This window comes from Thermodesulfobacteriota bacterium (assembly GCA_040753795.1).
Classification (GTDB): Bacteria; Desulfobacterota; Desulfobacteria; order Desulfobacterales; family Desulfosudaceae; genus JBFMDX01.
This window is the reverse complement of sequence record JBFMDX010000002.1, coordinates 315,801-342,050: the sequence shown is the minus strand read 5'-3', so window position 1 is coordinate 342,050 and position 26,250 is coordinate 315,801. Positions and strand designations below refer to the sequence as shown.

Genomic DNA, 26,250 nt, shown 5'->3' with positions numbered 1-26,250 from the left:
AATTTTTTAATATAATGGATATACGGGAATAAAAGCAAGAAAAATATGATCCATATCCTTGATTTTAACCTTAAAAAGCATATCAGAATAATAATATCAACTTAACCCGGCCTCGTCCATTGGTTTTTCCTTGCCTTTTCAAAGACACGGGTTATATTTTACATAAATAATCATAACGCTGCCAGCGCTCCGAACCCCTCATCAGAAAGGAGTTTTGTTTGAACAACCAGTTTACAAAAAATATGGCCTTATGGCTTGTCATTATACTCATGATGGTCATGCTTTATAATATCTTTAATCAACAGCATTCAAGAGAAATACCGATTTCTTACACCGAGTTTCTTTCCCGTGTTGATAGCGACAGCATCACCAAAGTCGTGATCCAGGGCCGAAATCTTTTTGCCACCACCGTCACCGGCGAACAGTTCACGGTATATGTCCCGGAAGATGACGAGTTGATTAAAATATTGCGGAACAAGGAAATCGCCATTGAAGCCAAACCCCCCGCGGAAGCGCACTGGCTCATGTCGGCCCTGATTTCATGGCTGCCGATGATTCTGCTGATCGGCATCTGGATTTATTTCATGCGGCAGATGCAGGCCGGGGGTGGAAAAGCTCTGTCCTTCGGTAAAAGCCGGGCCCGGCTGCTCACCGACGAGGCCAACAAGGTTACCTTTAACGATGTGGCGGGAATCGACGAGGTAAAAGAAGAGGTAGGAGAAATAATTGAGTTTTTAAGAGATCCGCAAAAGTTTACCCGCCTTGGCGGCCGGATACCAAAAGGCGTCCTCCTGGTCGGCCCCCCCGGGACAGGGAAAACCCTTCTCGCCCGGGCGATCGCCGGCGAAGCGGGTGTGCCTTTCTTCAGCATCAGCGGGTCTGATTTTGTGGAAATGTTTGTTGGCGTCGGTGCCTCACGCGTCAGGGACCTTTTCGTCCAAGGGAAGAAAAATGCCCCCTGCATCATTTATATCGATGAAATCGACGCTGTCGGACGCCACCGGGGGGCGGGCCTGGGCGGCGGACATGATGAAAGAGAACAGACCCTGAACCAGTTGCTGGTGGAAATGGACGGCTTTGAATCTAACGAAGGCGTCATCCTGGTTTCCTCCACCAACCGCCCTGACGTGCTTGACCCGGCCCTCCTTCGTCCCGGTCGGTTTGACCGCCAGGTCGTCGTGCCGCTGCCGGACATTCAGGGACGTCAGGCCATTCTCTCCGTCTACATCAACAAAATCCCTGCGGCCCCCGATGTTAGCATTACCAACCTGGCCAAAGGGACACCCGGGTTCTCCGGGGCCGACCTGGAGAACCTGGTGAATGAAGCCGCCCTGTATGCCGCCAAGCGGAATCAGGAAAAAGTCTTTATGAAAGATTTTGAAGACGCCAAGGACAAGGTGTACATGGGGCTGGAAAGAAAATCAAAGGTCATCCGGGAGGAAGACAGGAAAATCACCGCCTACCATGAAAGCGGACACGCTCTGGTGGCACGAATGCTGCCGGATACGGACGCGGTCAACAAAATTACCATTATTCCCAGAGGGAGAGCGGGCGGCATAACCTGGTTTTTGCCTGAAGAACGAGACTTTAAATTCAAGGACCAGCTGGAAAATGATCTGGCCATTTCCTTCGGCGGAAGGGCTGCCGAGGAGATTGTTTTCAACCGCATCAGCACCGGCGCGGCAGCCGATATCAAGCAGGCGACTGAACTGGCCCAGAAAATGGTGCGCAACTGGGGGATGAGCGAGAATCTGGGGTTGCTGTCATATGCCAACAGCGACGAACAGATTTTTCTCGGCAGGGAAATTGTCCAGCACCGGGACTACTCGGAAGCGACTGCTCAGAAGATCGACGAGGAAATCGTCCTTCTCATTAAGAAAAGCTATGCCAAAGCCAAAGAAATTCTGAACAGCAGTATAGATATTCTCCATAAACTGTCGGATCTGCTCTTGGAAAAGGAAACGATTCTGGGGCCCGAACTGGATGACCTGATCCGAACCATGAGGCCCGGCATTCATCTTTCCGCCCCCGGTACCGACGCGCCCCCCGTCGCCGGGAACACGCCCGCCGTTGTCCCTGGAGCGCCGACCTCACCAGAAAAAACGGAAACACCCCCCGAATAAATCGCGCATGAAACCATACACACTTTCCTGGGGTAATCATTCCCTCGTGCTGGGCGGACGCACCCTGATTATGGGGGTGCTGAATATCACGCCCGACTCGTTTTCGGACGGCGGAAAATTTGAAAAATTCACCGACGCCATCGCCCACGCCCGGCAAATGATCGCCGACGGAGCCGACCTGATTGACATCGGCGGCGAATCAACCCGACCCTTCTCCGATCCGATACCGGCGGCCGAAGAAATCAATCGGACCGCCCCGATTATCAGGGAAATTGTCCGGGAAACAGACATCCCCATATCCATCGATACCACCAAGGCTGCCGTAGCGGAAGCCGCTCTGACGGCAGGGGCCTGCATCATTAATGATATCAGCGCGTTGCGCGGTGACCCCAAAATGGCCCCGCTGGCGGCAGATGCCGGCGTCCCCATCATCCTGATGCATATGCAGGGCACTCCCAAAATCATGCAGCAGTCGCCGTCCTATCAGGATGTTACCGGAGAGGTCATCAATTTCTTGCAATCGGCGTCAGGCATAGCAGAGAAGCAGGGGATATCATCTTCAAAAATTTTCGTAGACCCCGGCATCGGTTTTGGCAAAACCGCCGCGCATAATCTGACATTGATAAAAAATCTTTTCCGCTTTAGATCCCTCGGGCTACCGGTAGTGATCGGCACCTCCCGCAAAGCGTTTATCAGAAAGACCATCACCGGTCATCCCGAAAAAGATCTTCCTCCCGACATGCCCGCCGTAATAACGGGCACTCAAGCCACCATTGCCGCGGCCATACTGGGAGGAGCAAATATTGTCAGAGTACATGACGTGGCCGAGGCTGTGATTACGGCCAGGATAACGGATGCGATCAAAAATGCTCACGATTAATCAACTCCCATAACACCAAGGAGAAATTTGTGCTGCTTGTCATTGATATCGGCAATACCAATACCGTCATCGGACTGTTCAAGGGCGAAGAGCTGATCTGTGACTGGAGGATCCGTACCGAAAGAGAAGTCACGGCCGACGAACTCGGCGTCGTCATCTCTCACCTGTTTGCCGGCGCGGGCCAGCGCATGGACGCGGTCGACAAAACCGTCATCGCCTCGGTGGTGCCGCCGGTCGACCGGGCCTATGCCTCCTTCTGCGGGAAATATCTGACCACGGCTCCCCGCTGGATAGACGCGTCCACAGCCACCGGTATCACCATTTGTTACCACAACCCCTCGGAGATCGGGGCCGACCGGATCGTCAACGCCGTGGCGGCCTACCATAAATATAAATGCGACCTCATCGTGATTGACTTCGGAACCGCCATTACTTTTGATCTGATCTCGGCGGCAGGCGTCTACACCGGCGGCATCATCGCGCCCGGGATCGCCATCGCGGCTGACGCGCTTTTTCAGCGGGCTTCCAAACTGCCCCGGGTGGATCTATTAACGCCTCCGGAGTCCCTGATCGGCCGTAACACGGAAGGCAGTATCAAATCCGGAATTATTTACGGATTTGCCGGACTGGTAGACGGGGTGGTCAAACGAATAAAAACGCAGGAAAACAAAAACTGGAAGGTCATCGCCACCGGCGGCCTGTCGGCCCTGATCGCCGACATTTCCGAAACCATTGAATCCGTCGAGCCGAATCTGACCCTGGAAGGTTTGCGGATCATCGGCACATCCGCCTGACGAAACAGGTTCACTCCATACCCATTTCACGCTTCAGGCGCCCAATGGACTCCTTGAGCCGGGTCTCTTCTTCTTCGGACAAGTCGCCCTGATATAACCGCCGCTGCAGGTTCAGCAGCGTCATCTCTTCACGGTATTCTTTGCAGGTATAACGGGGCCGCAGGGGGTCTGACATGTCAACATTCGGCCGTTTCGGCATGGTTTTATACAATACCCAGAGACTTCTGTTCTTCCCTGTAAATTCGATAAAACTGCTCGTGATCCGCCAGGGCTCTCTTCAGTATTTTTTCAAAATGATTTATATCATTCAGATTGATAATCAGCTCAACGCTTTTTTCAAAAGCGGTCATGGCATCCATGGTTTTAAACCGCTTGGTCAGGAGCACCACAAAGGTCCCCCGGCGGGATTTCATTTTCAGTCTTTCCAGATAGATCAGCACACCGTTGGAATCGGGTGATCGCGAGGAAAAAGACTCATTGATAACAATCAGATGATAATTGTGATAACGCATTTTCTTCAGCGCATCCCGGGTGTCGTCGGTTTCGGAAATATGGTATTCCATAAAATCCAGAACCTGCTTTATCTTGCCCTTAATGGCGCTGTCAGACTCGCATATCAGAGCGGTTTCCCCCTCTTCCTCGATAAAATCAAAAGGTTTTTCCGAGGCGTTATACTGGCTCTCATCCGGCCTTTCGTCAAAGCCGAAGGCGGTACCGGCCCCCGCCCCGTTTCGGGATGAAAGTACGCCGGCCGGTTCATCTTCTGCCGGTCCGCTGACGGTAATTCTGTTTTTGCATTTGGGGCACTTCACCACCGCGCTTTTGCCCGGCGGCAGTTTATCGTCCGCGACCTTGAAGCTGACGCCACATTGTTCGCAACTGATATCCATTGGGCACTCACATCCTTTCGGTTTTATCCGTTATAAAACGGGCTCAGTCATGGTTTACTTTGTTTTCCCATACAGGTTATCCATTGTCAGCTGCTCCAGGTCCGTCGTCTTTTCTCCCCGGGCGCTTTTTACGGAATCAATCCCCCTGCCCACGACTCCCTTCCGGGACGCATACGTCCGGGCCGTTTCTTCGGTAATCAGTCCCTCGGCAAAAAGCTCCACGATATAATCATCAAATGTCGTCATACCGAAAGGCTTGCCCTGCGTGACCATGTCATAAAACATTTTCCCCTCGCTTTCGCCGTTCAGAATGGCATCTTTGACACGAAGGTTGGTGCCCATAATTTCAAAAGCCGCCACCCGGCCGCCGCCGATCTTGGGAAGAAGCCGCTGGCACACCGCCCACCGGAACGTTTCCGACAACCGGATCCGGATCTGATGTTCTTCATCGACATCAAACATACCGATAATACGGTTGATGGTGGAACCGGCGTCGACGGTATGCAGCGTCGTGAACACGAGGTGGCCGGTTTCGGCAGCCCTCAGGCCGATTTCGATGGATTCCTTATCACGCATTTCACCCACCAGGATCACTTTGGGCGCCTGCCGCAAGGCGGCCCGGAGTCCGTTGCTGAAGGTATCAAAATCCGTCCCCATCTCTCTCTGGTTGAAGGTGGCCTTCTTGTGAGGATGCTGATATTCCACCGGGTCTTCCAGGGTAATGACATGCACCGATTTTTTCAGGTTGATATCATCAAGAATGGCGGCCAGAGAGGTTGTCTTACCGGTTCCGGTAGCGCCGGTAAAAAAAATGATGCCGTTTTTTTCCTTGGCGATATCATAAAAAATTTTCGGCAGGTTCATGGCATCGATGGTAGGAATGGTTGATTCCAGGCGACGGAGAACAATGGAATACTGGCCTGACTGCTGAAAAACGTTCACCCTGAAGCGGGCCTTCCCGGGAAGCGAATAAGACAGGTCGCATGAACCGGAAGCCAGCAGCGACTCCGTCAGCCGGCGATCATTGTCAATCATGGCCAGCGCGAAAGTCTCCGTCTGAAACGGGGTCATGGGCTTGACGCCGTAACCGATGTCCACGTGGATCAGTTCCCCGGAGCTTTCCACTTGAAACGGCTTGCCTGACGTGAGGTTGATATCCGACACGTTATCATAGGCATCCAGCAGCCTGGTCAGAATATAATCGATTTCCGTTCTTTGCATATCCAACCATCCGTTACCGGTTCGACCGGTGGTTACGCCTCCGTAAAATCCGTCGGCGGGTTTTTCAGAAACGCCCGGAACTGCGCTTTGTCATTGGCTTTATTGTATGCCTCCTCGGCGCCAATCCAGCCTTTCTGATACAAGTTCATAATGGCATCATCCAGAAGCTGCATCCCGTATTTTTTCCCTGTCTGCATCATGGAGGGCAGTTGATGGGTTTTAGACTCTCTGATCAGGTTGCGCACCGCCGGCGTAGCGACCAGGATCTCCGGCGCCACACACCGCCCGACCTTGTCGACCCGTTTGAACAGCACCTGCGATACCACGGCCCGGATACCATCGGCCAGCGTCGACCGGATCTGTTCCTGCTGCTCATGCGGGAACATTTCTATAACACGGTCAACTGTCTTGGCCGCACTGGTCGTATGAACCGTCGCGAAGACCAGATGCCCGGTGGAAGCGGCTTCAATAGCCAGCGAAGTTGTTTCCAGGTCTCGCATTTCCCCGACCAGAATGATGTCCGGGTCTTCGCGAAGGGCCCCCCGCAACGCGGCGGAAAACGACTTGGTGTGAATCCCCACCTCCCGATGGCTGACCGTGCACATGCGGGGCTCATGCACAAATTCGATGGGGTCCTCAACGGTAATGATATTGTCTTTGCGGGTTCGATTGGCCTCATCGATGATGGCTGCCAGGGTGGTGGATTTCCCGCTGCCGGTCGGTCCGGTGACCAGGCAAAGGCCCCTCGGCAGGGAAGCCAGTTTGGAGATAACCTTGGGGAGTCCCAGCTGGTCGGTCGTCAAAATGGTGCTGGGGATTTCCCGGAAAACAGCGCCGACACCGCCGCGGTGCATATAAAAATTGACCCGGTACCTGGCCAGGCCTTTAATCTCGTAGCCGAAGTCCACATCGCCGGTCTCTTCAAACACCTTGGCTTTTTCTTCCGGGGTAATCTCATAAAGCATGCTGCGCAAGCCGTCCTCATCCAGGACATCATAATTTACCCGCTCAATATCCCCCCTGATTCTAAGCGCCGGCTTCAACCCGCTGACCAGATGCAGGTCCGAAGCCCCCTGTTCATGCATCAATTTAAAAAATGCGTCAATCTTCGCCATCTTTACCCTCCGGCCATTTTACAACCGTCATCCGTCCTCATTACGCTATGAATAAAACAACCCGTCCTCTATTTACCCCCGCAGCCGATCCGCCAGCATGAACAGGCTGTTCACGACAAACGACTGCAGAAAAACAATCCCGAGAATCACCACAACCGGAGAAAAATCAATCCCCCCGAACATTACCGGCAACCATGACCGTATCCGGTACAAAACCGGCTCGGTTATATTGCGGATAAAGCGGACAATGGGATTATAAGGATCCGGACTGACCCAGGAGAGAATCGCCTGGGCGATAATGATATACATGTACAGGGTCAGCACGATTTGCAGCACATTGGCCACCGCATCTAAAAAATTTGCCAGTATAAACATATAATTAATCCGATATTAAATAAATTCCCGTGGTTATGATGAAAATATTTTTTAATTTATCCCCACTGTAAAAAATAGTCAAGGCTTCAGTCAATATTTGAACCGGGTTAATTCGGGAGTATGAATTGATCGTCGATCTTCAGTCCAGGCCGGCCGCTCTCATCCGTGACCAGCGTCACGGTGCTGTCCTGACCTCCGGCAAGCGTCCTGTACCCGGCGCGCAAGGACGGGAAGTTCCATGTTTCCAGCGCCTCCTTCAACAACTCCAGCTTGCTTACAGCCGTTCCATCCTGGTCGGCTGATTTCAGGCAGGACGACAACATCCGATTGTAGAGTCGCCTGATTTCAGTGTGAATGCAATGCCGGGAAAGATCAAGCGGAATTCGTATCATTGCTGCCCGCCAACAGGTTGGATGCACGGGTAATCGGTCCCGCACGCCGCCGGACGTTCAATTTTTTCTACAGAAATACAATTACCAGACAAGAGAACGATGAATCCAGCCTTCATCCCCATCGACATGTCGAATATAGATCCAGTCCCCTTGTGTCTGCAGACATTTAAAGGGCACGCCCTTGTTGACCCGGAAGATAACAGGGGAATCCGTTCCCGGGGCTGACCGGACATTGGTGTTTTCGTTCTTGACGATAACCGTTGCGGTTTTATCCAGCAGGGATTGATGAAGCCAGCCGATATCGCCTTCAAAGTCCTGGACTTTATACCAATTGTCCTTTTTTTCCAATATGGTCACGGGGTAATACTGCTCCACCTGCCAGATAACGTCAAAATTTGTTCCCGGGCCGTTCCGTATATTGGCGGTCGGAGCGGAAACCGCCAGTCGCTCCCCGCCGGAAACAAGCGCCGGGAAACACGACAGGGCCAGGAGAAAAGCCAGGGTCACTCTGATTTTTCTTGACGTCATCGCCTTCTCTCTTTTGCAGTTTATACCTGATGAAAAATCATCTTGGGCAGTTCCAGGCAAGTCAATTTGTAACCATAAACCGCACCGGTATCTATACCGATCTTGTTGTCCTTGATCAGCACTTCCGAATATGGTGTATGTCCGAAAATCACCAGCTTTCCAAAGTCATAGCTGGAGTCGATAAAAGACTTTCGGATCCACAACAGATCTTCCGGTTTCTGCTTTTCGAAGGGCACGCCTTCCCGCAGGCCGGCATGGACAAAGATATAATCATCGGTTTCATAATAAAGCTGAAGCGAATTGAAAAAATCAAGATGGGATTGAGGGACCGAAACACTTCCGTTGCTGTCCGTATACCCTTTCAGGGTCTGTTCACCACCGTTAAAAAGGAAGGTAATCTCATCTTCTCCGGACAGATAATTAAAAAACATTTCTTCATGATTGCCTTTTAAAAAAACAATATTGCTGTGTTTTTTCTTCAGGTCCGTAAGATAATCCACAACCTGGAAGGACTTTTCTCCCCGATCGATATAATCGCCAAGGAAAACAAGGGTGTCTGTGTTATATCGGATGGGCAGCTTATCCATCAGCTCCTGAAGCTTCTGGAAACACCCGTGAATATCGCCGACAGCGAAAATTTTTCCCATGGTCGAATCAGCTTTTCATTAAAACTTTATCCTGTTTCATTTACGGTGGCCAGACAACATCTTTGTGGTGCCAATCATATTAATTCATATCTTTTTGAATCAAATAAATCAACCGGCAGTAAAAATCAGGCCCGTCTGATACACAATAAAAGCGGCGGACCAGGCGACGGAAGTTGAATAAACAATATTAAAAAGCGCCCACTTCGCCGCTCCCGTTTCCCGCATGATGACAAGCACCGTGGCCAGACAGGGGATGTACAGCAGGACAAAAACCATCATTGACAGGGCCGACAGCGGTGTCATCCCCGAACTCCGCAGGGCTTTTCCCAGAGCGGACTGATCGTGCCCCTCAACGGCATACAGCACCCCCATGGAACTGACGACAATTTCCTTGGCGACAAATCCGGTCAGCAGCGATACGCTGCCCCGCCAGTCAATCCCTAAAGGTTCAAAGAACGGCGCAATAGCCTTGCCGATTCTGCCCATATACACCTTCTCCGTACGCTCTTTTTCCCTGGCGCGGATGATATTCTTCACGGCCTCATCGCGTTCCGAGGCGAGGCGTCGCATCAGCGCCTGGTCCTCGATTTTGTCCATTTTGAGCTGATAGGCATTCTGGACATCAACCAGTTCCTTGGCATAATCCTTTGAAAAGGAAATATCGCGGGGAAAGACAGATAACCCCCAGACGATAATGGAACCGATCAGAATCACGCCGCCCATTTTTTTTAAAAACTGCCGGGCCCGGTCCCACATGTGGATTAGCAACCCCTTGATCATGGGCGCGCGGTAGGGGGGCAGTTCCATGACAAAAGGCGCGTCTTCACCCCGCAACAGGAGGGACCTGAAAATTCGTCCGCTGATCATAGCGATGACGATACCGGAAAGATAAATCAGAAAGATGACCGTTCCGGCAGCGTTCGGGAAAAAAGTGCCCGCCAGCACAATATAAACCGGAAGCCTCGCGGAACAGGACATGAATGGGGTAATCAATATTGTCAGGATTCGATCCTTTCGGTTTCCCAGGGTGCGTGTCGCCATAACGGCCGGAACGCTGCAGCCGAATCCCATCAGCATGGGGATGAATGATTTTCCATGCAGACCGATAAGGTGCATGATCCTGTCCATCAGAAAAGCGGCCCTGGCCATATAGCCGGTATCTTCGAGAAGGGCGATACAGAAAAACAGGATAAGAATATTCGGCAGGAAAACGGCAACGCTGCCGACGCCGGCAAGAACGCCATCCCTGATGAAATCCTTGAACAGGCCGTCGGAAAGCATGCGGTCCGCGGCAAAAAACAGCAGAGCAAACCCTTTTTCAATCGCCTCCATGGGGTAGGCCCCGACGGAAAAGGTCAGCTGGAACATGAGCCAGATGAAAAAAATAAAAATCGGAAATCCGAAAAATTTGTTGGTCAGAACAAGATCAATGTTGCGGGACAGATCGACACGATTCTTCTTGGTAATCGTCACCACTTCCTTGACGAATCCGGCAATGAACCCATACCGCTCATCGGTCATGATGATTTCCAGATCGTCATCAAACAGATCCGCCAGGCGGCCGCGATGGACATCGGCTTTTTTCAGGAGTTCTTTTCCGGCGGCTCCGGCTTCGCTGCTGACCCGCCGGCTGACGATCTCGTCGCGTTCGAGAAGTTTGATGGCGATCCAGCGGCTGTTATAAAACAGACCGCCTTGAGCGTCGATCATGGACTGGAGATCGGCAATGGCCGCTTCGATGTCCCGGTTGTAACGAACTCTTCTTTCCGGTTGAACCGGTTTCCCCTCTTCTGCCAGTCGGACGGCCTTTTCCAGAAGGGCGGTAACGCCTTCCCCCTTGTTTCCGACCGTATAAACAATCTCCACATCCAGCAGTTCCGACAGTTTGGCGGCATCGATGCGGACCCCCTTGGAAGCAGCCAGATCCGCCATATTCAAAACAAACAATACCTTGCAGTCCAGTTCCCGGATCTGGGTGGCCAGATACAGGTTCCGTTCTATGTTAGAGGCGTCGATAATATTGACGACCACGTCCGGCGATTCGTCGATAATAAAATTTCTGGCGATGATTTCTTCCATCGAAAAAGGGGTCAGGCTGTAAGTGCCGGGCAGGTCCACCACATGGATCTCATACGTGCCATGGGTGATGACACCCTCTTTTTTCTCGACGGTTACCCCGGCCCAGTTGCCGACCTTCTGCCGCGTACCGGTCAGGGCATTGAAGATGGTTGTTTTACCGGCATTGGGATTTCCGGTAAGCGCGATTGTAATATGTTTTTTTTCCATGAGAAAACGTTTCAGTGGATATCGGTCAGCGCCTCAACCGTTATCAGAGCGGCCTCTTCCACCCGCAGAGAAATGGCATATCCTTTGACCAGCAGTTCCATGGGGTCTTTCAGGGGGGCATATTTTTCCACGTAAATTGGCGTGTTCTTTACCAGCCCCATTTCAAGCAACCTTTTCCGGAAAGCGCCTTTGCCACCCACCCGGATAATGACTGCCGACTGCCCTTCTTTCATTTCACTCAAGCGCATGAACGCCTCTTTCAAATTCATGTAAAATATAAGAACAACCTTATACAATTATCAATCTTGTCGACCAATGACAAGAGAATAAACTTGAATTAAAAGCAGGGTAACCAGTTGAAAGGAAAACAGGATAAAAAGCGCGCGCCTGCGCATGCCGGGTAACGGGCCCGTCGGGTTTATTTACCGGTAGGCCTGACCTGAATCTTTTTCGCCAGGCCTCTGCCGATGGCATATCGCTTGTTCCCGGTCGCCACAACCAGCTGACCGGTAGGATCACTGGTAATCACATCCAGAACGTCACCCGCTCTTAATCCCATGGACATCAAGCGCATGCGGGCGCTGGAACCGCCGGAAAAATCCTGGATCGTGACTTTTTCCCCCGGTTTGGCCCGGACCAGCGGGACAACCATATCCCGTGTATTCAAGCACTCAGCGCAAATGCCGTATATTTCCATCCGGTGCTGGAGCATATGAAACCCCTGGGTCGCGGCCACATCCTCCTGAATCTTTTCCAGTTGATCATCCCGGAACTCCAGGATCTTGCCGCATTTCATGCAGATCATGTGGTCATGATGATCCTCCAGATGCCAGGGTTCATAACGGACGATTCCGTCATCAAACCGATGCCTGCGGGCAAACCCGTAGCGGCATAACATTTTGAGGGTGTCCCGGATAAAGGCGCTGTCAAAGGGGCTTCCCTTTTCCGTAACAATCTTATTTAATTCGGTAACGGTAACATGTCGGTTGGCCTGAAGGAAAGCCTCAAGTATGGACAGCCGGGCATCAAAATCCTTGAGTTCGTCCTGGCTAAATAGCTTTTTAAACTGTTTCTTCTCCCGTTCGTGCAGTTTCTTCATTCGACAATAATTCCCGCCGTTTCATTAAAGAACCCGCGAAGGCGCCTGGTCAAGTTTTTGCCCGATGCCGCTACAATTCCGCTTGTTCAATTGATTGTTGTCTGATAATAAAAATAAGTTATTTAATGACAGACCGTCAAGCGAAAGTATTATCATGACAGAAATGAATCGGCGGATCGGTTTTATCGGCGGCGGCAATATGGCCGAAGCAATTGCGGGAGCACTTATCCGCACCGGTTGTTGTCCGCCGTCCCGGATAATGGCCAGCGACGTCAGCCCGGATCGCCGTGAATATCTGCAGCGAACATATGGCATCCATACCGTTCCGGATAACACCGACGTATTTCTGTGTGTCGATGTGGTGATTCTGGCAGTCAAGCCTCAGATCATGGACAGCGTCTTATCACAACTATCTGATGTCATTGCTGAAAAGAATCCGCCTGGTTTCAGAAAACTGATTATATCCGTGGCCGCCGGCTTCCCCATTCAAAAGATGGAAAGCCGGTTGTACTCCCGTATAGACCCAGACACGGCGGCCCGCCTTCCCATTGCCAGGGTAATGCCGAACACGCCGGCCCTGGTGATGGCCGGAATGAGCGGCATCAGCTACAATCGTCACATCATGCCGGAAGACAAGGCCATGGCCATGGCGATTCTGGGGGTAACCGGAAGCGTCCTGGAATTTGAGGAGCAGGCCCTGAACGCGGTTACGGCCGTATCCGGATCCGGCCCCGCCTATGTGTTCTATCTGATCGAAGCCATGATCGAAGCCGGTGTGTCCCTGGGCCTTTCTGAAACCGACTCATCGGCGCTGACCCTGCAGACGGTAAAAGGCGCCGTGAAACTTCTGGACGAAAGGAAGGAACCTCCCCGGGATTTGAGACGCAAAGTCACTTCGCCCGGCGGCACCACCGAGGCGGCCATAACCGTCATGGAACAGGCAAGCATAAAAGATAACATTATCAAAGCGCTGACGGCGGCCTGCCGTCGGGCGAATGAACTTAGCGGTTAACCGGAACACCTGGGAAGCTTGTCCCGGCCCAATGGAGAAAGGATATTTCTTATTGTTTGAGAACACGGTTACCATTTCAGCGGCTTTCGGCGCCGGACTGCTGTCTTTTCTGACGCCCTGCGTATTCCCCCTCATACCGGTTTATTTCACCTTGATTACCGGCCTGTCCCTGGAGGACCTGACTACCGAGACCCGGGCCGAACTCCGTTTAAAGGTCTTTATTTCCACCGTTGCCTTTGTGCTGGGTTTTTCTACCATATTTGTTGTGCTGGGAGGGCTGGCTTCGTTTCTCGGCGGCCATATCATCAAATATCGCCAGACGCTTCAAATCACGGGTGGTGTCCTGATTATTGTTCTCGGCGTACATCTGATCGGCATTATTCGTATCCCCTGGCTGGAAACGGACAAGCGATTCCGGATGAAGCAGCAAAAGATGCATTTCGTGGAAGCGATCATCGGGGCGTTTGTCGCGGGGATGGCTTTCTCCGCTGGCTGGACGCCCTGCATCGGTCCCATCCTGGGATCAATTCTGATTATCGCCGGCAACCAGCAGACCGTCGGTCAGGGTGTTTTGCTGCTGACCTTTTTTTCCGCCGGTCTGGCCCTGCCCTTTCTGCTCCTGTCTGTTTTTATCGACTTTCTGCTGGAAGTTATAAAAAAAGGACGCCGTTTAATCCGATATATCAACCCGGCGGCTGGCGCGCTGCTGATTGCCGTGGGGGTACTGCTGCTCATCGGCATTTAACCAACCATATCGATCGGGAAGAAACATGAAAAATTCAACCGCACGCTTTTTTCTGTGGGCCGTACTGATGGGAATCGTGTCCTGCTGCTTCAGTTCATCGGTTTTGTTCGCGGCTGATGCCAATGCCCAGGGCAAACCGGAAATCGCCTGGCATGATTATGAGGAAGGATTGTCTCTGGCCAAGTCCAGCGGGAAAAAACTCTACCTTCATTTCTATACCACCCGCTGCCACTATTGTAAGGTCATGCAGTCGGAAACATTTACCGACAACCAGGTCATCGCCATGCTGAACGAAAATTTCATCCCCATTAAAGTGGATCTTGGTGCCCGGCCATCACTGGGATCCGTTTACCCCTCCCCGGGAGTGCCCATGTCATGGTTTCTGGAAAGCAATGGCGACAAAATCGGCTCCAGGGCCGGGTATCTGCCGCCGGACCAGTTCATGGAAATGCTGCAATTTATCATTGCTGAAAAATACAAGCAGTAACAGGCCGAAGCATGAACATTGACAGGGCCGCCATTGAAAAAGCCATCCTGGCCGCGGGTGGTCCCGGGCCACCGGACTGGGCTCATCGCCAGGCCAGCGTTTCGCTGTTGTTTTTCGATAAACCGCCGACCCATTTTCTGGCGATTCTGAAGGCCGATCGCAATGGATATGTGTGGCGGAACCAGGTCGCCCTGCCCGGCGGGCGCATTGATGAAAAAGACCCCAGTTCCCTGCACGCGGCCATGCGGGAGTTGAGAGAAGAACTGGACATCGCGGCGGACAATGTCGACTATTTAGGGTCCCTGGGGCACTTTCAGACCCTGCAGGATACGGTGATTGAAGTCTTTGTGGGAATATGGAATCAGCGGGATACCATTCATTTCGACACCCGGGAAATCGCCCGGGTAATTCAAGTCCCCCTTGAATCGGTTATCCGTACCCATTTTGAAAAGCGGTTGAATGGCCGGCTGCCGGGCATGGAGGAACTGCTTTACCCGGTCGATGACCTGGTCATCTGGGGGGTTACCGCCAAAATTCTGCACCATTTTATTGAGCGGCTCTGTACTGAAAACGAATCGTCATTGTTGTCGGGAACAGCCTGATCCGGATTACTCTCTTTCCCGAAGCTCAATTATTATTCTCTGGAGCAGGCGGAAAACGCTGGGTCCCATCAGGACAAGGCTCATCCCCAGCAGCAGTTTCGGTACCCAGATATACGGACCGTATCCGGGGACGTTTAACGCCACCTGGATCCCGGATATGGAGAAAATCGCCGTGCCTGCCGAAAACAGGGTCAGGCCGATATAGACCATGTTGGTGTCATGCCACGCCAGGATCCGCTTCCTCTTCAGCACCAGACCGCTTGGTCTTATTGTCAGTTTCTTCCCCGGCATCTCTTAACCCCTGTTTTGGCCCGATCAGGACAAATTTTTTACCATAGCGGTTTCATCACAGTCGGGAAACTTCACGCAGGTAATGCAGTCCGACCAGATTTTGATGGGTAGTTCGGATTTATCAATTACCGAAAACCCGAAAGAAGCGAAAAAATCGACTTTGTAAGTCAGCACAAACACTTTTTTAATATCAAAGGAACGGGCTTCAGCCAGAGCGTTTTCGACCAGTTGCTTCCCGTACCCCCTGCCCCAGCAGTCGGGACGTATCGCCAGAGAGCGGATTTCCGCCAGGTCTTTCCAGCAGACCGCCAGGGCGCAGCAGCCCACGACCTCCTGTGTCCCCCCGTTCACGTAAACTGAAAAATTCCGGATATTATCGTACAGCTTCGACAGCGGACGGGACAGCAGATATCCTTTTTCGGCAAATTTGTTCAGCAAATGATAAATGATTTCGATATCGTTGACAGCCGCTTTTCTGATCATGACCGCCTGGCTTTCTCCAGTATTTCCATGATGGTTCCCTATTCAATATTATCCGCAGGCGGCTCTTTTTTAATCAAAGCAGACACGCCCGCACCGACCGGAAGCCTTTCGCCGGTATCAGGATCAAACCAGACCCGGGTTAATCCTTCCGGCGTTTCAAAAACCTCGCACCCGGTCAGGGCCACCGCTTCCGTCATAAAGGATTTCCATATGGGCAGGGCCGCCATGGCCCCGGTTTCATCTCGACCCAATGTAAGGTAATTATCGGTTCCTGTCCACACTCCGGTGGCGATATTTTTTGAATAGCCGATAAAAAGCGCGTCCTTGCAACTGTCCGTAGTGCCGGTCTTGCCCGCCAGCGGGCAGGGGATGTCTCGGGCCGACCGGCCGGTGCCTTCCTGAATAACGGCCTGCAGCATATCCGTCATTATGGCCGCGTCCTCCGCCGGCATTACTCTTTCTGAAACCGGTTTGGCCTGCCACAGAAGCCTTCCTTTACTGTCGACAATGCGGTTGACGCCATAGGGTTTGATCAGGCTGCCCATCCGGGGGAAGACCGCATAAGCGCTGGTCATTTCCAGCAGGGTGATCTCCGAGGCGCCCAGCGCCAGGGACAGATAAGGCGCCAGGGGGGAGGAGATGCCCATCTTGGCGGCAAAATCGACAACCGGAGCCGGTCCCAGACGGTTCATGACCCGGGCGGCGGGAATGTTCTGCGAGTGAACCAGGGCCTCGCGCAGGGTCACTTCACCGGAATACTTTTTTGAAAAGTTTTCGGGTTTCCAGAACAGGTCCTTGGTCGCGCCGGGAAACACCGCCGGGGTGTTCAGAATAGGGGTCAGCGGCGTAAAGCCGTGTCCGACGGCATAGGCGTAAAGAATCGGCTTGAATGATGATCCGGGTTGACGTCTGGCCATGGTGGCCCGGTTAAACGGTGACTCCTGGAAATTCTTTCCCCCCACCATGGCGAGAACCCCCCCGGTTTTCACATCCAGCGCGACCAGTGCCCCCTGGGGAGTCCCGGGCAGCTGCTTTTTGCTCATCCGTTCTCCCAGGGTCGCCAGCCCCTGGCTGACCGCGTTTTCCGCGGCCTGCTGCAATGAACCTGACAGGGTGGTGTAGACGGAAAGCCGGCCCCGGTATAACGGTCCTGCCCCCACGATGTCTTCCAGGAAAGATTTGATATGCTCAATAAAATACGGTGCCCCGGTTGTGCTCCGGGAGGAAGCCTGGGTAACCAGCGGTTCACGGCTGTAGCTTTCGTACTCTTGACGGCTGATGATGTTATAACGCAGCATTTGACGCAAAACCGTGTTTCGCCGGGCAATGGCCAGATCTTTGTTGGCCAGGGGGGAATACCGGGACGGCATTTTAGGCATACCCGCGATCAGGGCGCACTCGGCGACCGTCAGCTGGTCGGGGGGTTTGTTGAAGAACTTCTCCGCCGCCGCTTTCACGCCGTAGGCGCCGCTGCCCAGGTACACCTGGTTCAGATACAGTTCCAGTATTTGCTCTTTGGTGTAACGGCGCTCCAGCTGAAAAGCCAGAATGACCTCTTTGATCTTGCGCTGAATATCTTTCTTGTGGGTCAGGAACAGCGTTTTGGCCAGCTGCTGAGTAATGGTGCTGCCGCCTTCGACAAATTCTCCGACGCGAAGGTCTCTTATACCGGCCCGGAAAATCCCTTTAAGGTCAATACCGCTGTGGGAAAAAAAACGATGGTCTTCAGTGGCCAGCAGAGCGGCAATAAGCATCGGCGGTATCTGTTCATAAGGTATCGGATCCCTTTTTTCAATATACAGTTCCGCCAGAAGGGTGTTGTCGGCGGCGTAAACCCTTGTCACGCCGGAGGGGTTAAAGTCCTCCAGAGCGCGAATCTGGGGCAGGTCGTGAGCCAGAGAAAAGTATATTCCGGCGGCGGTTCCCATAAACGCCGCCGGAATCAAAAACCACAGAACGGAAACCCGTTTCTTTCTTGCCTGCTGACGCGCTTTTCCCATAATGTCCTTGACTCAAATAATTTATTGAATATAGGGTAACGATAACGCAAAAACAACAGGAGAATTTCCGATGAGCAGCCACCACGATCACGATCACCATGGCCATCACGACCATGACCATAACCCCGCCCACGCCCACCATCATCATGATCATCCTGATCACGATCATCATGGGCATCATGATCATGAGCACGGCAGCCCGGCGCTTTCTTTTGAGGAAAAGCTGATCCGGATGTTTGAACACTGGGTTAAACACAACGAAAGCCACGCCCAGACCTATGCCGACTGGCGGGAGAAAGCAACGGCCAACGGAAAGGACGGCGTTGCCGTCCTGCTGGATGAAATTGCGAGGTTGAGCGACCGGCTCACGGAAAAGCTGAAAGAAGGCCTGACTAAGGCCAAAGCAGGATAATGCCGTTCACCGGCCCTGAAACTTCTCGAAAATCCGGGCGTTTTGCAGGGTATCGACGATTTCTTCGGGTGCCGGTCGTTTGTCCGGCGGCAGATTGACTTGCCTGTCCAGATAGGCCGAATAAGCCGCCATGGCCATTTCCGCGTCCCGGGTATCGAAGCAGCGGACGCTCTGGATCATCTCGATGTTCATCCCGCGGCCAGGCGTCGTGTCCAGACCGCACAGGACCGCTTGTTTGATGGCGGCCACGGCCACGGGCGGGCGTCTGCTCATGGCATCCGCGAAAGCCTGCACCTTGTCCGGGAAATCTTCCTTCCCGAAGCAATCGGTTATCAGGCCTATGGTTTTTGCCTCTTCCGGGGTGAGTTGTTTTCCCGTCAGCATCATTTCCAGGGCCTTGGCCCGGCCGACCAGCCGGGGCAAACGCTGAGTTCCCCCGCCGCCGGGAATAATGCCGATCAGGCTTTCGGGCTGGCCGATGGTAAAGCCCCGGCCGGCGATCATGAAACGGAAGTCAAAACACATGGACAGTTCAGTACCGCCCCCGTTGCAGGGGCCGTTGACGGCCGCGATGGTCACCTTGTTCAGCCGCTCGATGGCGTGATAGGTCCGCATCATCTGCATCCACAGGAACATGACCGAAGCGTATCCGCGGAGCAGTCTGGCCTGCCGCAGCTGCCAGCGCTCATACCACCGGGACCGGTCCATCAGCCAGGCGTTACCGTCCAGATAAAGCTTCACCAACAGGCGGGTCAACCGGAAGCGCACCGCCACATTCAGCAGCATCCGCCGGTTATCGGGAATGATCTGCCGCAGTTCCGGAATAGAAAAGTGCATGATATAAGTGTCATCAATGCCACCGGTGAGCACAAAGACGCGGATGGTATCGTCCTTTTCAACGTTGCGGACCAAGTCGAACAGTTCCGCAAGGATGTCGGCCGTAAGAAAATTCAAGGGCGGGTTGACGATCTCCGCCCAGAGGGTCTCATTTTCCTGACGCGTTTTAAGATATTTGAATTGCATTTTTTTAGTCCACCCATATCTTCTCTTCCGGATTGTCGATCACCTCGCCGATCCGGGCCGCGGCGCCGACGCCGGCCTGCTTCAGGGCCGATACCAGCTCCTCCGCCTGTTTTCCGCTGACACTGATCAGCAGGCCGCCGGAGGTCTGGGGATCCACCAGCACGTCCTGGAGGGAAAGCGGCACGGTTTTACAGAAATTCATCATGGGCGCGCGGAATTCCCGGTTCCGGTGCGCGCCCGCCGGTATCAGCCCCATGGCGGCGAATTCCAGGGCCTCGGAGATGACGGGCACGCCGGCGGCCTTGATCCGGAAGCTTTTGCCGGAGCCGCAGACCATCTCGGCCGCATGACCGAGCAGGCCAAAGCCGCTGATATCGGTGCAGGCGGCCACGTCAAACCGGGACATGGTTAGCGCCGCCGCCCGGTTGAGTTCGGCCATCTGGCGGCAGACGCGTTCGACCAGTTCGGCCGGCGCCAGCCCCCCCTTGATGGCGGTATTGATGATACCGGTACCCAGTGCCTTGGTCAGGATCAATTGATCGCCCGCCCGCAGGTTTTTCTTGGTCAGCACCCGCGACGGATGGATAAAGCCCGTGACCGACAGACCGTACTTTAACTCTTTGTCTTCGATGCTGTGTCCGCCGATCAGCACCGCTCCGGCTTCCTTGAGTTTGTCGATCCCACCCTGGATGATCTGCCGCAGAACCGCCATGTCCATATCCATGGCCGGAAAAGCCACCAGATTCATGGCTGTCTTGGGAATCCCTCCCATGGCGTAGACATCGCTCAGGGCGTTGGCGGCGGCGATCTGACCGAACCAGTAGGGATCGTCCACCACGGGCGTGAAAAAATCCACGGTCTGGATCAGGGCCAGGTCATCGGAAATCCGGTACACCCCGGCATCATCGGCGCGTTCCAGCCCCACCAGGACGTTTTCGTCGCTCGGAAAGATCAATCCGCAGAGTGCCCGGTCCAGGTCCCCCGGACCCAGTTTGGACGCTCAGCCGGCTCCCGTCACCGTCGCGGTCAGACGAATATATTTTGCTTCACCCATGGCATTGGTCCTTGTCAAAGCCCCTTTTTGGGGTTGTATCTTGGATGCCGGAAGAAGGTCAAGAAGAACGCTGACAATGTGTATTTTTTGTTGTAAATTTTTTATTTAACGATAATAATTAAAATAATATAAAACGGTCCAAAAGCACAACGTTATGAGCATTTCTCCGACAGCCTTCTTGGCGGCCATCGCCCTCTCTTTCCTTCTGGCTTCTGCCATCGCTTTTGTTCTGGGTAAGCAATTCCTGAAAAAAACGAACAACACCAATCAGGCGGAAACGTCGCGACTGCGGGAGGAGGCGGACAAATATCGCCTGCTGGCTGAAAACATCAATGAGGTCATCTTCATTCTCGACCTTGAAACCCTGCGGTTTAATTTTGTCAGCCCGTCCGTGGCTCGCGCTTATGGCTACACTCCCGGGGAAGCGACCGAGATGTCTCTTGACCGGCTGATGCCGCCTTCATCCTATCATATCGTCGTTAATACAATCTCCCGTGAGCTGGAGAGAGACGGCTTGCCCGACGTTGACCCCAACCGCTCCATCACCCTGGAAACCGAGCAGTTTCGCAAAGACGGCTCGACGTTCTGGGTGGAAACCACCGTCAGGCCACTGCGCGATAACACCGGTCGCCCCACCATGGTTATCGGGGTAAGCCGGGATATCACGGATCGCAAGAAAGCGGAAGCGGCACTGAATGAAAGCGAGGAGCCCTACCGGATACTGGCCGAAAACATCAATGAGGTCCTCTATATTGTCGATATCGCTTCCCTGCGATACACGTATATCAGCCCTTCGGTCATCCGCACCCACGGGTTCACGCCGGAAGAAATACTCGAACTTACCATAGACAGAATTCTAACCCCTCCGACGCTTGATAAGTCTCTGAAAATACTGGAACAGGAACTGGAGCGAGAAGCGCAGCAGTCCGAAGTGGACCACAACCGCCATCTCACCCTGGAAATGGAGCAGTACCGCAAGGACGGCTCCGTCATTCAGGTGGAAACCTCGGTTAAATTTCTGAGGGATGAAACCGGACGGCCGGTCTCCATCGTCGGCGTGGCCCGGGACATTACGGAAAAAAGAAAAGCGGAACTCGCTTTACAGGAAAACGAAAAACGATATCGCCTCCTGGCGGATAATATCGGCGAAGTGCTTTTTATTCTCGACATTCAACAACTCCGATACCAGTACGTCAGTCCTTCCATCACCCGCATGTATGGCTACTCGCCGGAGGAAGCGATCTGTCTGACCCTGGACCGGCATATAACCCCGGCATCTCTTGAACTGACCCTCAAGGTCCTGGCGCAGGAACTGGAAAAAGACGGGCAGCCCGGCGTGGATCCAAACCGGTATATATCACTGGAAACGGAGCAGTATCGCAAGGACGGATCCACCATCTGGGTGGAAACCACCGTCAAGCCCATGCGGGATGAGGGCGGAAATATTGTCACCGCTGTCGGAGTGGCCCGGGACATCACGGAACGCAAAAAGGCCGAAGCCGCCCTGCGCGAAAGCGAAAAAAAATACCGCATGCTGGCGGAGAACATCAACGAAGTGATTTTCGTTATTGACCTGGCCACGTTCCGTCATACCTACGCCAGCCCCTCGGTTAAAAACATGTTCGGATACACGCCGGAAGAGATGCTGGCTTTGCCCATTGAAAAACTGCTGACACCGGATTCTATTGAACGAACCGCGAAAAACATGCTGGAGAAAATCGCCTGGGACGTTGCAACGGACGTTGACGCCGACAAACCTATCTCCCTTGAATTGCAAGTTTATTGCAAAAACGGATCAACCGTCTGGGTGGAAACCAGCGCCAGGGCTATCCGTGATGAATCGGGCAAACCAGTGGCCACGGTGGGGGTTACCCGGGATATCACCGAAAGAAAAAAGGCCGAAGCCGCCCTCCGCGAAAGCGAACAGCGCTATCGCATGCTGGCCGAAAACATCAGCGAGGTGATCTACCTCCTTGACATTGAGACACTCCACTACACCTACGCCACCCCTTCGGTGCAACAGATACACGGGTACACGCACGACGAGTTTCTGCAGCTTCCCCTGGACAAAGTGATGACGAGGGGAACTTTAGAAAAAGTCGCGGCGCTCATCCGTGATGAACTGGAAAGAGACGGCCTCCCCGGCGTTGATCCGAACCGTTTCGTCAGCCTGGAACTGGAAGTTTACCGGAAAGACGGCTCGACCCTGTGGATGGAAAACTCCTCCCGATTTATCAGGAACGATGAAGGAAAACCCGTTTCCATTCTGGGCCTGGCCAAAGATATTTCAGAACGGAAAAACACGGAAAAGGCCCTGCGGGAAAGCGAAGAGCGCTATCGTCTGCTGGCCGAAAACATCAGCGAAGTCATCTTCCTGTTTGACCCGATGGCGTTTCGTTTTCTTTTTGTCACACCCTCCATTTTCCCCATGTATGGATATACCCAGGAAGAATTTGTCAAAGCCCCCCTTGAAAAACTGGTTACCCCGCCATCACTGGAAATCATTTTAAAGGCAGTGGAATCGGAGTTGGCCAGAGGCAAAGAACCCGAAAACGGCACTCTTAAATACATCACCCTTGAACTGGAGGGCTGCCGCAAGGACGGATCAACTTTATGGCTGGAAACCGTCGGTCGTATTTTTTTCGATAAGGACGACAATCCCCTGTATCTTCTTGGCGTAACCAGGGATATCACCCAGCGGAAAGCAACCGAAGAGGCCCTGACCCAGGCCAAGGAAGCGGCCGAAGCGGCCAACCGGGCCAAGAGTGAATTTCTGGCCAACATGAGCCATGAGATCCGCACGCCCATGAACGGCGTTATCGGCATGACCGAACTGCTGCTGGAAACACCGCTGTCAGCCGAGCAGTTTGAATATGTCGAGAGCCTGAAGATCAGCGCTGATGCGCTGCTGGCCATCATCAATGACGTGCTGGACTTCTCTAAGATCGAAGCCGGCATGCTGACGCTTGAAATCATTGACTTTGACCTGGAAAAATTATGCCGGGAATTGCGGGATGCGATTCTTCCCAGGGCAAAATACAAGCAGATTGTTTTCGATACCGTAATCGAAGAAGATGTTCCGACGCTGTTGCGGGGAGACCCGGTCCGACTGCGCCAGATCCTTATCAACCTCTGCGACAACGCCGTCAAATTCACCAAAGCCGGATCCGTCACGGTCAGGATTTCATCCGTGACCATGTCCGCCTCGACCGTTACGCTGATGCTGGCGGTAGCGGATACCGGTATCGGCATCCCGGCGGAACAGCACCAGAAAATTTTTGACTCCTTTACCCAGGTGGATGCCTCTACCACCCGGCGTTATGGCGGTACCGGTCTGGGACTCGCCATCACCAAACGGCTGGTCGCCCTTTTGGGCGGTGAAATCGGCCTTTCCAGCGAGTTGGGAAAAGGGAGCACCTTCTGGTTTGTCATGCCGTTTGAAAAGCAGATCCGGCAACCGCCGGTACGCGAAAACGTTTCTGTACCGGGGAACATTCCCGACCGGCGGAGCCCGCTGAACATCCTGATCGTCGAGGACAACCCCATCAGCCTGAAGGTCATCGCCCAGATGGTAGAAAAGCTGGGGCACTCCTTTTCCATCGCTTTAAACGGCGCCGAAGCCGTGGAGGCGTTTAACGGACAGGAATTCGATCTGGTGCTCATGGACATCCAGATGCCGGTCATGGACGGCATTACGGCCACCAGACGGATTCACGCCATGCAGCGGGAGAGTGGCCGTCGGGTCCCGGTGATCGCTCTGACCGCCAACGCCATGGTCGGAGACCGGGAGCGGATTTTAGGCCAGGGACTGGATGACTATGTCGCCAAGCCGCTGAAACTGGACACCCTGAAGGCGGTTATCCAGCGAAATACACTCTAACCCACGCCTTTTTTACGCCAGCCATTCGACGGCGGGATTTTTCCGAAAAGCGGTAAAGGCGTGAGTATAGGCGGGATACCCCATTACCAGGCAAACATGAATCCGCCGGTCGGCCGGGATCTTCAGCAGCCGACGAAGCCTGCGGCTGCGCTTGAGCATCAGCACCAGAAACCCGATGTAACAGGTTCCCAGCCCCAGGGAATGGGCGTAATTCATCATGTTGGTCCCGGCGATATTGCAGTTGTCCGGTCCGAAGGCCGCCCCCTTGGGCGTACTGATCAGGATCAGGACCGGCGCGTTGTGCAGGATATAGTCCCGGCCGGCCCGGGACTGGACCTGATAATATTCCATGGCGCGCAGGTACCGATTGACGGTGCGGGCGACTCCGGTATCCTTAAAAACCGTCAGCAGAAGTTTGCCGACGGCGGAATCAGACAGTTTCCACAGGCGCAGGCCGAATCCGAAAACATAAGCCGCGACCTTCGCCATCACCTTCCGGTCGGTCACGATCGTATAGGCCACGTTCTGGGTGTTGCTGGCCGTGGGCGAAAAACGGGCCAGATCGATGACCTTTTCGATGGTTTCCCGATCCACCGGCTGGTCCTTGAACCGCCGGATACTGCGGCGGGAGGTCACGATTTCGGCATAGACCTCCGGATCGAGCCGCTTGCGGTTTACCCGCCGGACCCGGGCTTCGTCCAGAAGCGAATGGCGAACAGCCCCGGCCGGGCAGACCGCCAGGCAATGGCCGCAGGCGTTGCACATCTGGGGAAAGACCGGTTGCGGTTCGCCATTCACTTCCCGCCAGACGCCGGCCACGCACTCCTGTACGCACAGCATGCACCCGGTGCACCGGTCGGCTGTTTTCCGGATAGTAATCATTTTATTCCGTTCCCGCCGGCGTTCAGATACCGGTCAAAAATCTTCGTCTTGTAAATAAGCCCGGACACCCGCAGGTAGGTTTCCGGAAAAAGCCGCTTCATCAGCCAGATGGCTTTGCCGTCCAGCTGACAGATGGCGTAGAATTTTTTCTTCTCCACGCAGCGGAAGGCGTGCCGGGCCACGTCCTCCGCGGTCACTTTTGATTTTTCAAAAAACGCGCCGGCCATATTGGCCTGCCGTTCCCGGGGCGACTTGAACTGGTCCATGAGGTTGGTCTTGAAAAAGGTCGGCGCCACCACCGTGACCCCGATGTTTTTCGTGGCCAGTTCCATGCGCAGGGTTTCAGACAGGGATATGACGGCGGCCTTGGGCACGTTGTAGCAGCTCATCTCGGCAAAGGAGGCGATGCCGGCCGACGAGGCCATGTTGACGATATGGCCCTTCCCCTGCCCGGCCAGAATGGGAATGAAGGTGCGGCAGCCGTAAATGACACTCATCAGGTCCACGTCGAGCATCCACTTCCACTGATTAAGGGAGATTTCCTCCATGTACCCGGCGCCGGCCACGCCGGCGTTGTTGACGACGATATCCACGCCGCCCCACTCTTTCACGTAGTGGGCCGCCATGGCATCAATCTGCTCCGGGTCGGTGACGTCACAGATCCGCTTGTTACCCGAGCCCCCGGCTTTTTTGACCAGTTCGACCGTTTCATCGGCCCGCTGCTCGTTGATGTCCGAAACGCCGACCCGCCACCGCTTTCCGGCGAACACCAGGGCCAGAGCACGGCCGAACCCGCTGCCCGCGCCGGTGATCACCACCCGTTTTTCCGGAAACCGCTTCATCTTCTTCCTCCTGCCTTTCGCCGCCAAAAGAGTTCCGGCTTTACCCTGCACAAAATTTCTACGACTGTTTAGTTTTTTTCTCACAGGCGGACCGGCCTGTCAATACACTATTTGCGTTATCTCTTTTCACGAAACAATATTTTTTTCTTGACAGTCAGCCAGATTTTTTCTTATATTGAACATACAG

At 53.7% G+C, this 26,250-nt stretch carries 27 protein-coding genes; 9 read left to right on the top strand and 18 right to left on the bottom strand.

Features of this window, described 5'->3' with window-relative positions:
• Nucleotides 1–242 precede the first annotated feature (242 nt).
• Genes ftsH through AB1724_04225 form a run of 3 tightly spaced genes read left to right on the top strand, consistent with a single transcriptional unit; the run spans nucleotide 243 to nucleotide 3,797 of the window.
• Nucleotides 243–2,123, top strand: coding sequence for an ATP-dependent zinc metalloprotease FtsH (ftsH, locus tag AB1724_04235; GenBank protein MEW6077002.1), 1,881 nt, complete (start codon nucleotides 243–245; stop codon nucleotides 2,121–2,123).
• Between the two features lie 7 nt (nucleotides 2,124–2,130).
• Entirely contained in the window at nucleotides 2,131–3,003 is an 873-nt protein-coding gene (folP, locus tag AB1724_04230; GenBank protein ID MEW6077001.1) for a dihydropteroate synthase, read from the top strand.
• A 29-nt stretch (nucleotides 3,004–3,032) separates the two neighbouring features.
• On the top strand, nucleotides 3,033–3,797 hold the full coding sequence (locus AB1724_04225) for a type III pantothenate kinase (GenBank protein ID MEW6077000.1): 765 nt from the start codon (nucleotides 3,033–3,035) through the stop codon (nucleotides 3,795–3,797).
• A 10-nt stretch (nucleotides 3,798–3,807) separates the two neighbouring features.
• On the opposite strand, the gene AB1724_04220 is transcribed toward AB1724_04225, so the two are convergent.
• The 11 genes from AB1724_04220 to AB1724_04170 form a co-directional block, all read right to left on the bottom strand.
• A complete protein-coding gene (locus tag AB1724_04220; GenBank protein MEW6076999.1) occupies nucleotides 3,808–3,972 on the bottom strand; it encodes a hypothetical protein in 165 nt (54 codons plus the stop codon).
• A gap of 28 nt (nucleotides 3,973–4,000) precedes the next feature.
• Nucleotides 4,001–4,687, bottom strand: coding sequence for a zinc-ribbon domain-containing protein (locus tag AB1724_04215; GenBank protein MEW6076998.1), 687 nt, complete (start codon nucleotides 4,685–4,687; stop codon nucleotides 4,001–4,003).
• Nucleotides 4,688–4,741: 54 nt separating this feature from the next.
• Nucleotides 4,742–5,908: a PilT/PilU family type 4a pilus ATPase gene (locus tag AB1724_04210; GenBank protein ID MEW6076997.1), complete on the bottom strand. Its 1,167-nt coding sequence runs from the start codon at nucleotides 5,906–5,908 to the stop codon at nucleotides 4,742–4,744.
• A gap of 32 nt (nucleotides 5,909–5,940) precedes the next feature.
• Complete coding sequence (locus AB1724_04205) at nucleotides 5,941–7,023, bottom strand: type IV pilus twitching motility protein PilT (GenBank protein ID MEW6076996.1); 1,083 nt, start codon at nucleotides 7,021–7,023, stop codon at nucleotides 5,941–5,943.
• A gap of 72 nt (nucleotides 7,024–7,095) precedes the next feature.
• The gene (locus tag AB1724_04200; GenBank protein ID MEW6076995.1) at nucleotides 7,096–7,398 is read right to left on the bottom strand and encodes a YggT family protein; all 303 of its coding nucleotides are present in this window, start codon (nucleotides 7,396–7,398) and stop codon (nucleotides 7,096–7,098) included.
• A gap of 107 nt (nucleotides 7,399–7,505) precedes the next feature.
• Nucleotides 7,506–7,790 (bottom strand): hypothetical protein, encoded by a 285-nt coding sequence (locus tag AB1724_04195; protein MEW6076994.1) that lies wholly within the window; start codon nucleotides 7,788–7,790, stop codon nucleotides 7,506–7,508.
• Between the two features lie 81 nt (nucleotides 7,791–7,871).
• Complete coding sequence (locus tag AB1724_04190) at nucleotides 7,872–8,318, bottom strand: SH3 domain-containing protein (protein MEW6076993.1); 447 nt, start codon at nucleotides 8,316–8,318, stop codon at nucleotides 7,872–7,874.
• A 20-nt stretch (nucleotides 8,319–8,338) separates the two neighbouring features.
• Complete coding sequence (locus AB1724_04185) at nucleotides 8,339–8,965, bottom strand: metallophosphoesterase family protein (GenBank protein MEW6076992.1); 627 nt, start codon at nucleotides 8,963–8,965, stop codon at nucleotides 8,339–8,341.
• A gap of 108 nt (nucleotides 8,966–9,073) precedes the next feature.
• Nucleotides 9,074–11,251 carry a ferrous iron transport protein B gene (gene feoB, locus AB1724_04180; GenBank protein ID MEW6076991.1) on the bottom strand — a complete coding sequence of 726 codons (2,178 nt, stop codon included), beginning with the start codon at nucleotides 11,249–11,251 and terminating at the stop codon, nucleotides 9,074–9,076.
• Nucleotides 11,252–11,262: 11 nt separating this feature from the next.
• On the bottom strand, nucleotides 11,263–11,499 hold the full coding sequence (locus tag AB1724_04175; protein ID MEW6076990.1) for a FeoA family protein: 237 nt from the start codon (nucleotides 11,497–11,499) through the stop codon (nucleotides 11,263–11,265).
• A gap of 170 nt (nucleotides 11,500–11,669) precedes the next feature.
• Entirely contained in the window at nucleotides 11,670–12,350 is a 681-nt protein-coding gene (locus AB1724_04170; GenBank protein MEW6076989.1) for a transcriptional repressor, read from the bottom strand.
• Between the two features lie 154 nt (nucleotides 12,351–12,504).
• Here AB1724_04170 and proC point away from each other — a divergent pair, with 154 nt between their 5' ends.
• The 4 genes from proC to AB1724_04150 are packed head-to-tail and all read left to right on the top strand — an operon-like array spanning nucleotide 12,505 to nucleotide 15,196.
• Complete coding sequence (proC, locus tag AB1724_04165) at nucleotides 12,505–13,362, top strand: pyrroline-5-carboxylate reductase (protein ID MEW6076988.1); 858 nt, start codon at nucleotides 12,505–12,507, stop codon at nucleotides 13,360–13,362.
• Nucleotides 13,363–13,393: 31 nt separating this feature from the next.
• Nucleotides 13,394–14,107 (top strand): cytochrome c biogenesis protein CcdA, encoded by a 714-nt coding sequence (locus AB1724_04160; GenBank protein ID MEW6076987.1) that lies wholly within the window; start codon nucleotides 13,394–13,396, stop codon nucleotides 14,105–14,107.
• Between the two features lie 25 nt (nucleotides 14,108–14,132).
• Nucleotides 14,133–14,594 (top strand): DUF255 domain-containing protein, encoded by a 462-nt coding sequence (locus AB1724_04155; GenBank protein ID MEW6076986.1) that lies wholly within the window; start codon nucleotides 14,133–14,135, stop codon nucleotides 14,592–14,594.
• 11 nt (nucleotides 14,595–14,605) lie between these two features.
• Entirely contained in the window at nucleotides 14,606–15,196 is a 591-nt protein-coding gene (locus AB1724_04150; protein ID MEW6076985.1) for a CoA pyrophosphatase, read from the top strand.
• 6 nt (nucleotides 15,197–15,202) lie between these two features.
• Here the strand turns inward: AB1724_04150 and AB1724_04145 are convergent, their stop codons facing one another.
• From AB1724_04145 to AB1724_04135, 3 genes are read right to left on the bottom strand one after another with little or no spacing between them, the layout of a single operon-like run.
• Entirely contained in the window at nucleotides 15,203–15,487 is a 285-nt protein-coding gene (locus tag AB1724_04145) for a hypothetical protein (protein ID MEW6076984.1), read from the bottom strand.
• A gap of 24 nt (nucleotides 15,488–15,511) precedes the next feature.
• The gene (locus AB1724_04140) at nucleotides 15,512–15,970 is read right to left on the bottom strand and encodes an N-acetyltransferase (GenBank protein MEW6076983.1); all 459 of its coding nucleotides are present in this window, start codon (nucleotides 15,968–15,970) and stop codon (nucleotides 15,512–15,514) included.
• A 38-nt stretch (nucleotides 15,971–16,008) separates the two neighbouring features.
• Complete coding sequence (locus tag AB1724_04135) at nucleotides 16,009–17,970, bottom strand: penicillin-binding protein 1A (protein ID MEW6076982.1); 1,962 nt, start codon at nucleotides 17,968–17,970, stop codon at nucleotides 16,009–16,011.
• A 70-nt stretch (nucleotides 17,971–18,040) separates the two neighbouring features.
• Between AB1724_04135 and AB1724_04130 the strand changes: the two genes are divergently transcribed.
• On the top strand, nucleotides 18,041–18,382 hold the full coding sequence (locus AB1724_04130; protein ID MEW6076981.1) for a hypothetical protein: 342 nt from the start codon (nucleotides 18,041–18,043) through the stop codon (nucleotides 18,380–18,382).
• A 6-nt stretch (nucleotides 18,383–18,388) separates the two neighbouring features.
• Here AB1724_04130 and AB1724_04125 read toward each other — a convergent pair whose 3' ends face one another.
• Together AB1724_04125 and selD are read right to left on the bottom strand one after the other, a co-directional pair.
• Complete coding sequence (locus AB1724_04125; GenBank protein ID MEW6076980.1) at nucleotides 18,389–19,405, bottom strand: enoyl-CoA hydratase/isomerase family protein; 1,017 nt, start codon at nucleotides 19,403–19,405, stop codon at nucleotides 18,389–18,391.
• Between the two features lie 4 nt (nucleotides 19,406–19,409).
• Nucleotides 19,410–20,459, bottom strand: coding sequence for a selenide, water dikinase SelD (selD, locus tag AB1724_04120; protein MEW6076979.1), 1,050 nt, complete (start codon nucleotides 20,457–20,459; stop codon nucleotides 19,410–19,412).
• A gap of 154 nt (nucleotides 20,460–20,613) precedes the next feature.
• Here selD and AB1724_04115 point away from each other — a divergent pair, with 154 nt between their 5' ends.
• Complete coding sequence (locus AB1724_04115) at nucleotides 20,614–24,339, top strand: PAS domain S-box protein (protein ID MEW6076978.1); 3,726 nt, start codon at nucleotides 20,614–20,616, stop codon at nucleotides 24,337–24,339.
• Nucleotides 24,340–24,351: 12 nt separating this feature from the next.
• On the opposite strand, the gene AB1724_04110 is transcribed toward AB1724_04115, so the two are convergent.
• A complete protein-coding gene (locus tag AB1724_04110) occupies nucleotides 24,352–25,221 on the bottom strand; it encodes a nitroreductase family protein (protein ID MEW6076977.1) in 870 nt (289 codons plus the stop codon).
• On the bottom strand, nucleotides 25,218–26,063 hold the full coding sequence (locus AB1724_04105; protein MEW6076976.1) for an SDR family oxidoreductase: 846 nt from the start codon (nucleotides 26,061–26,063) through the stop codon (nucleotides 25,218–25,220). Before AB1724_04105 ends, AB1724_04110 begins: the two co-directional genes overlap by 4 nt.
• Nucleotides 26,064–26,250: the final 187 nt, after the last annotated feature.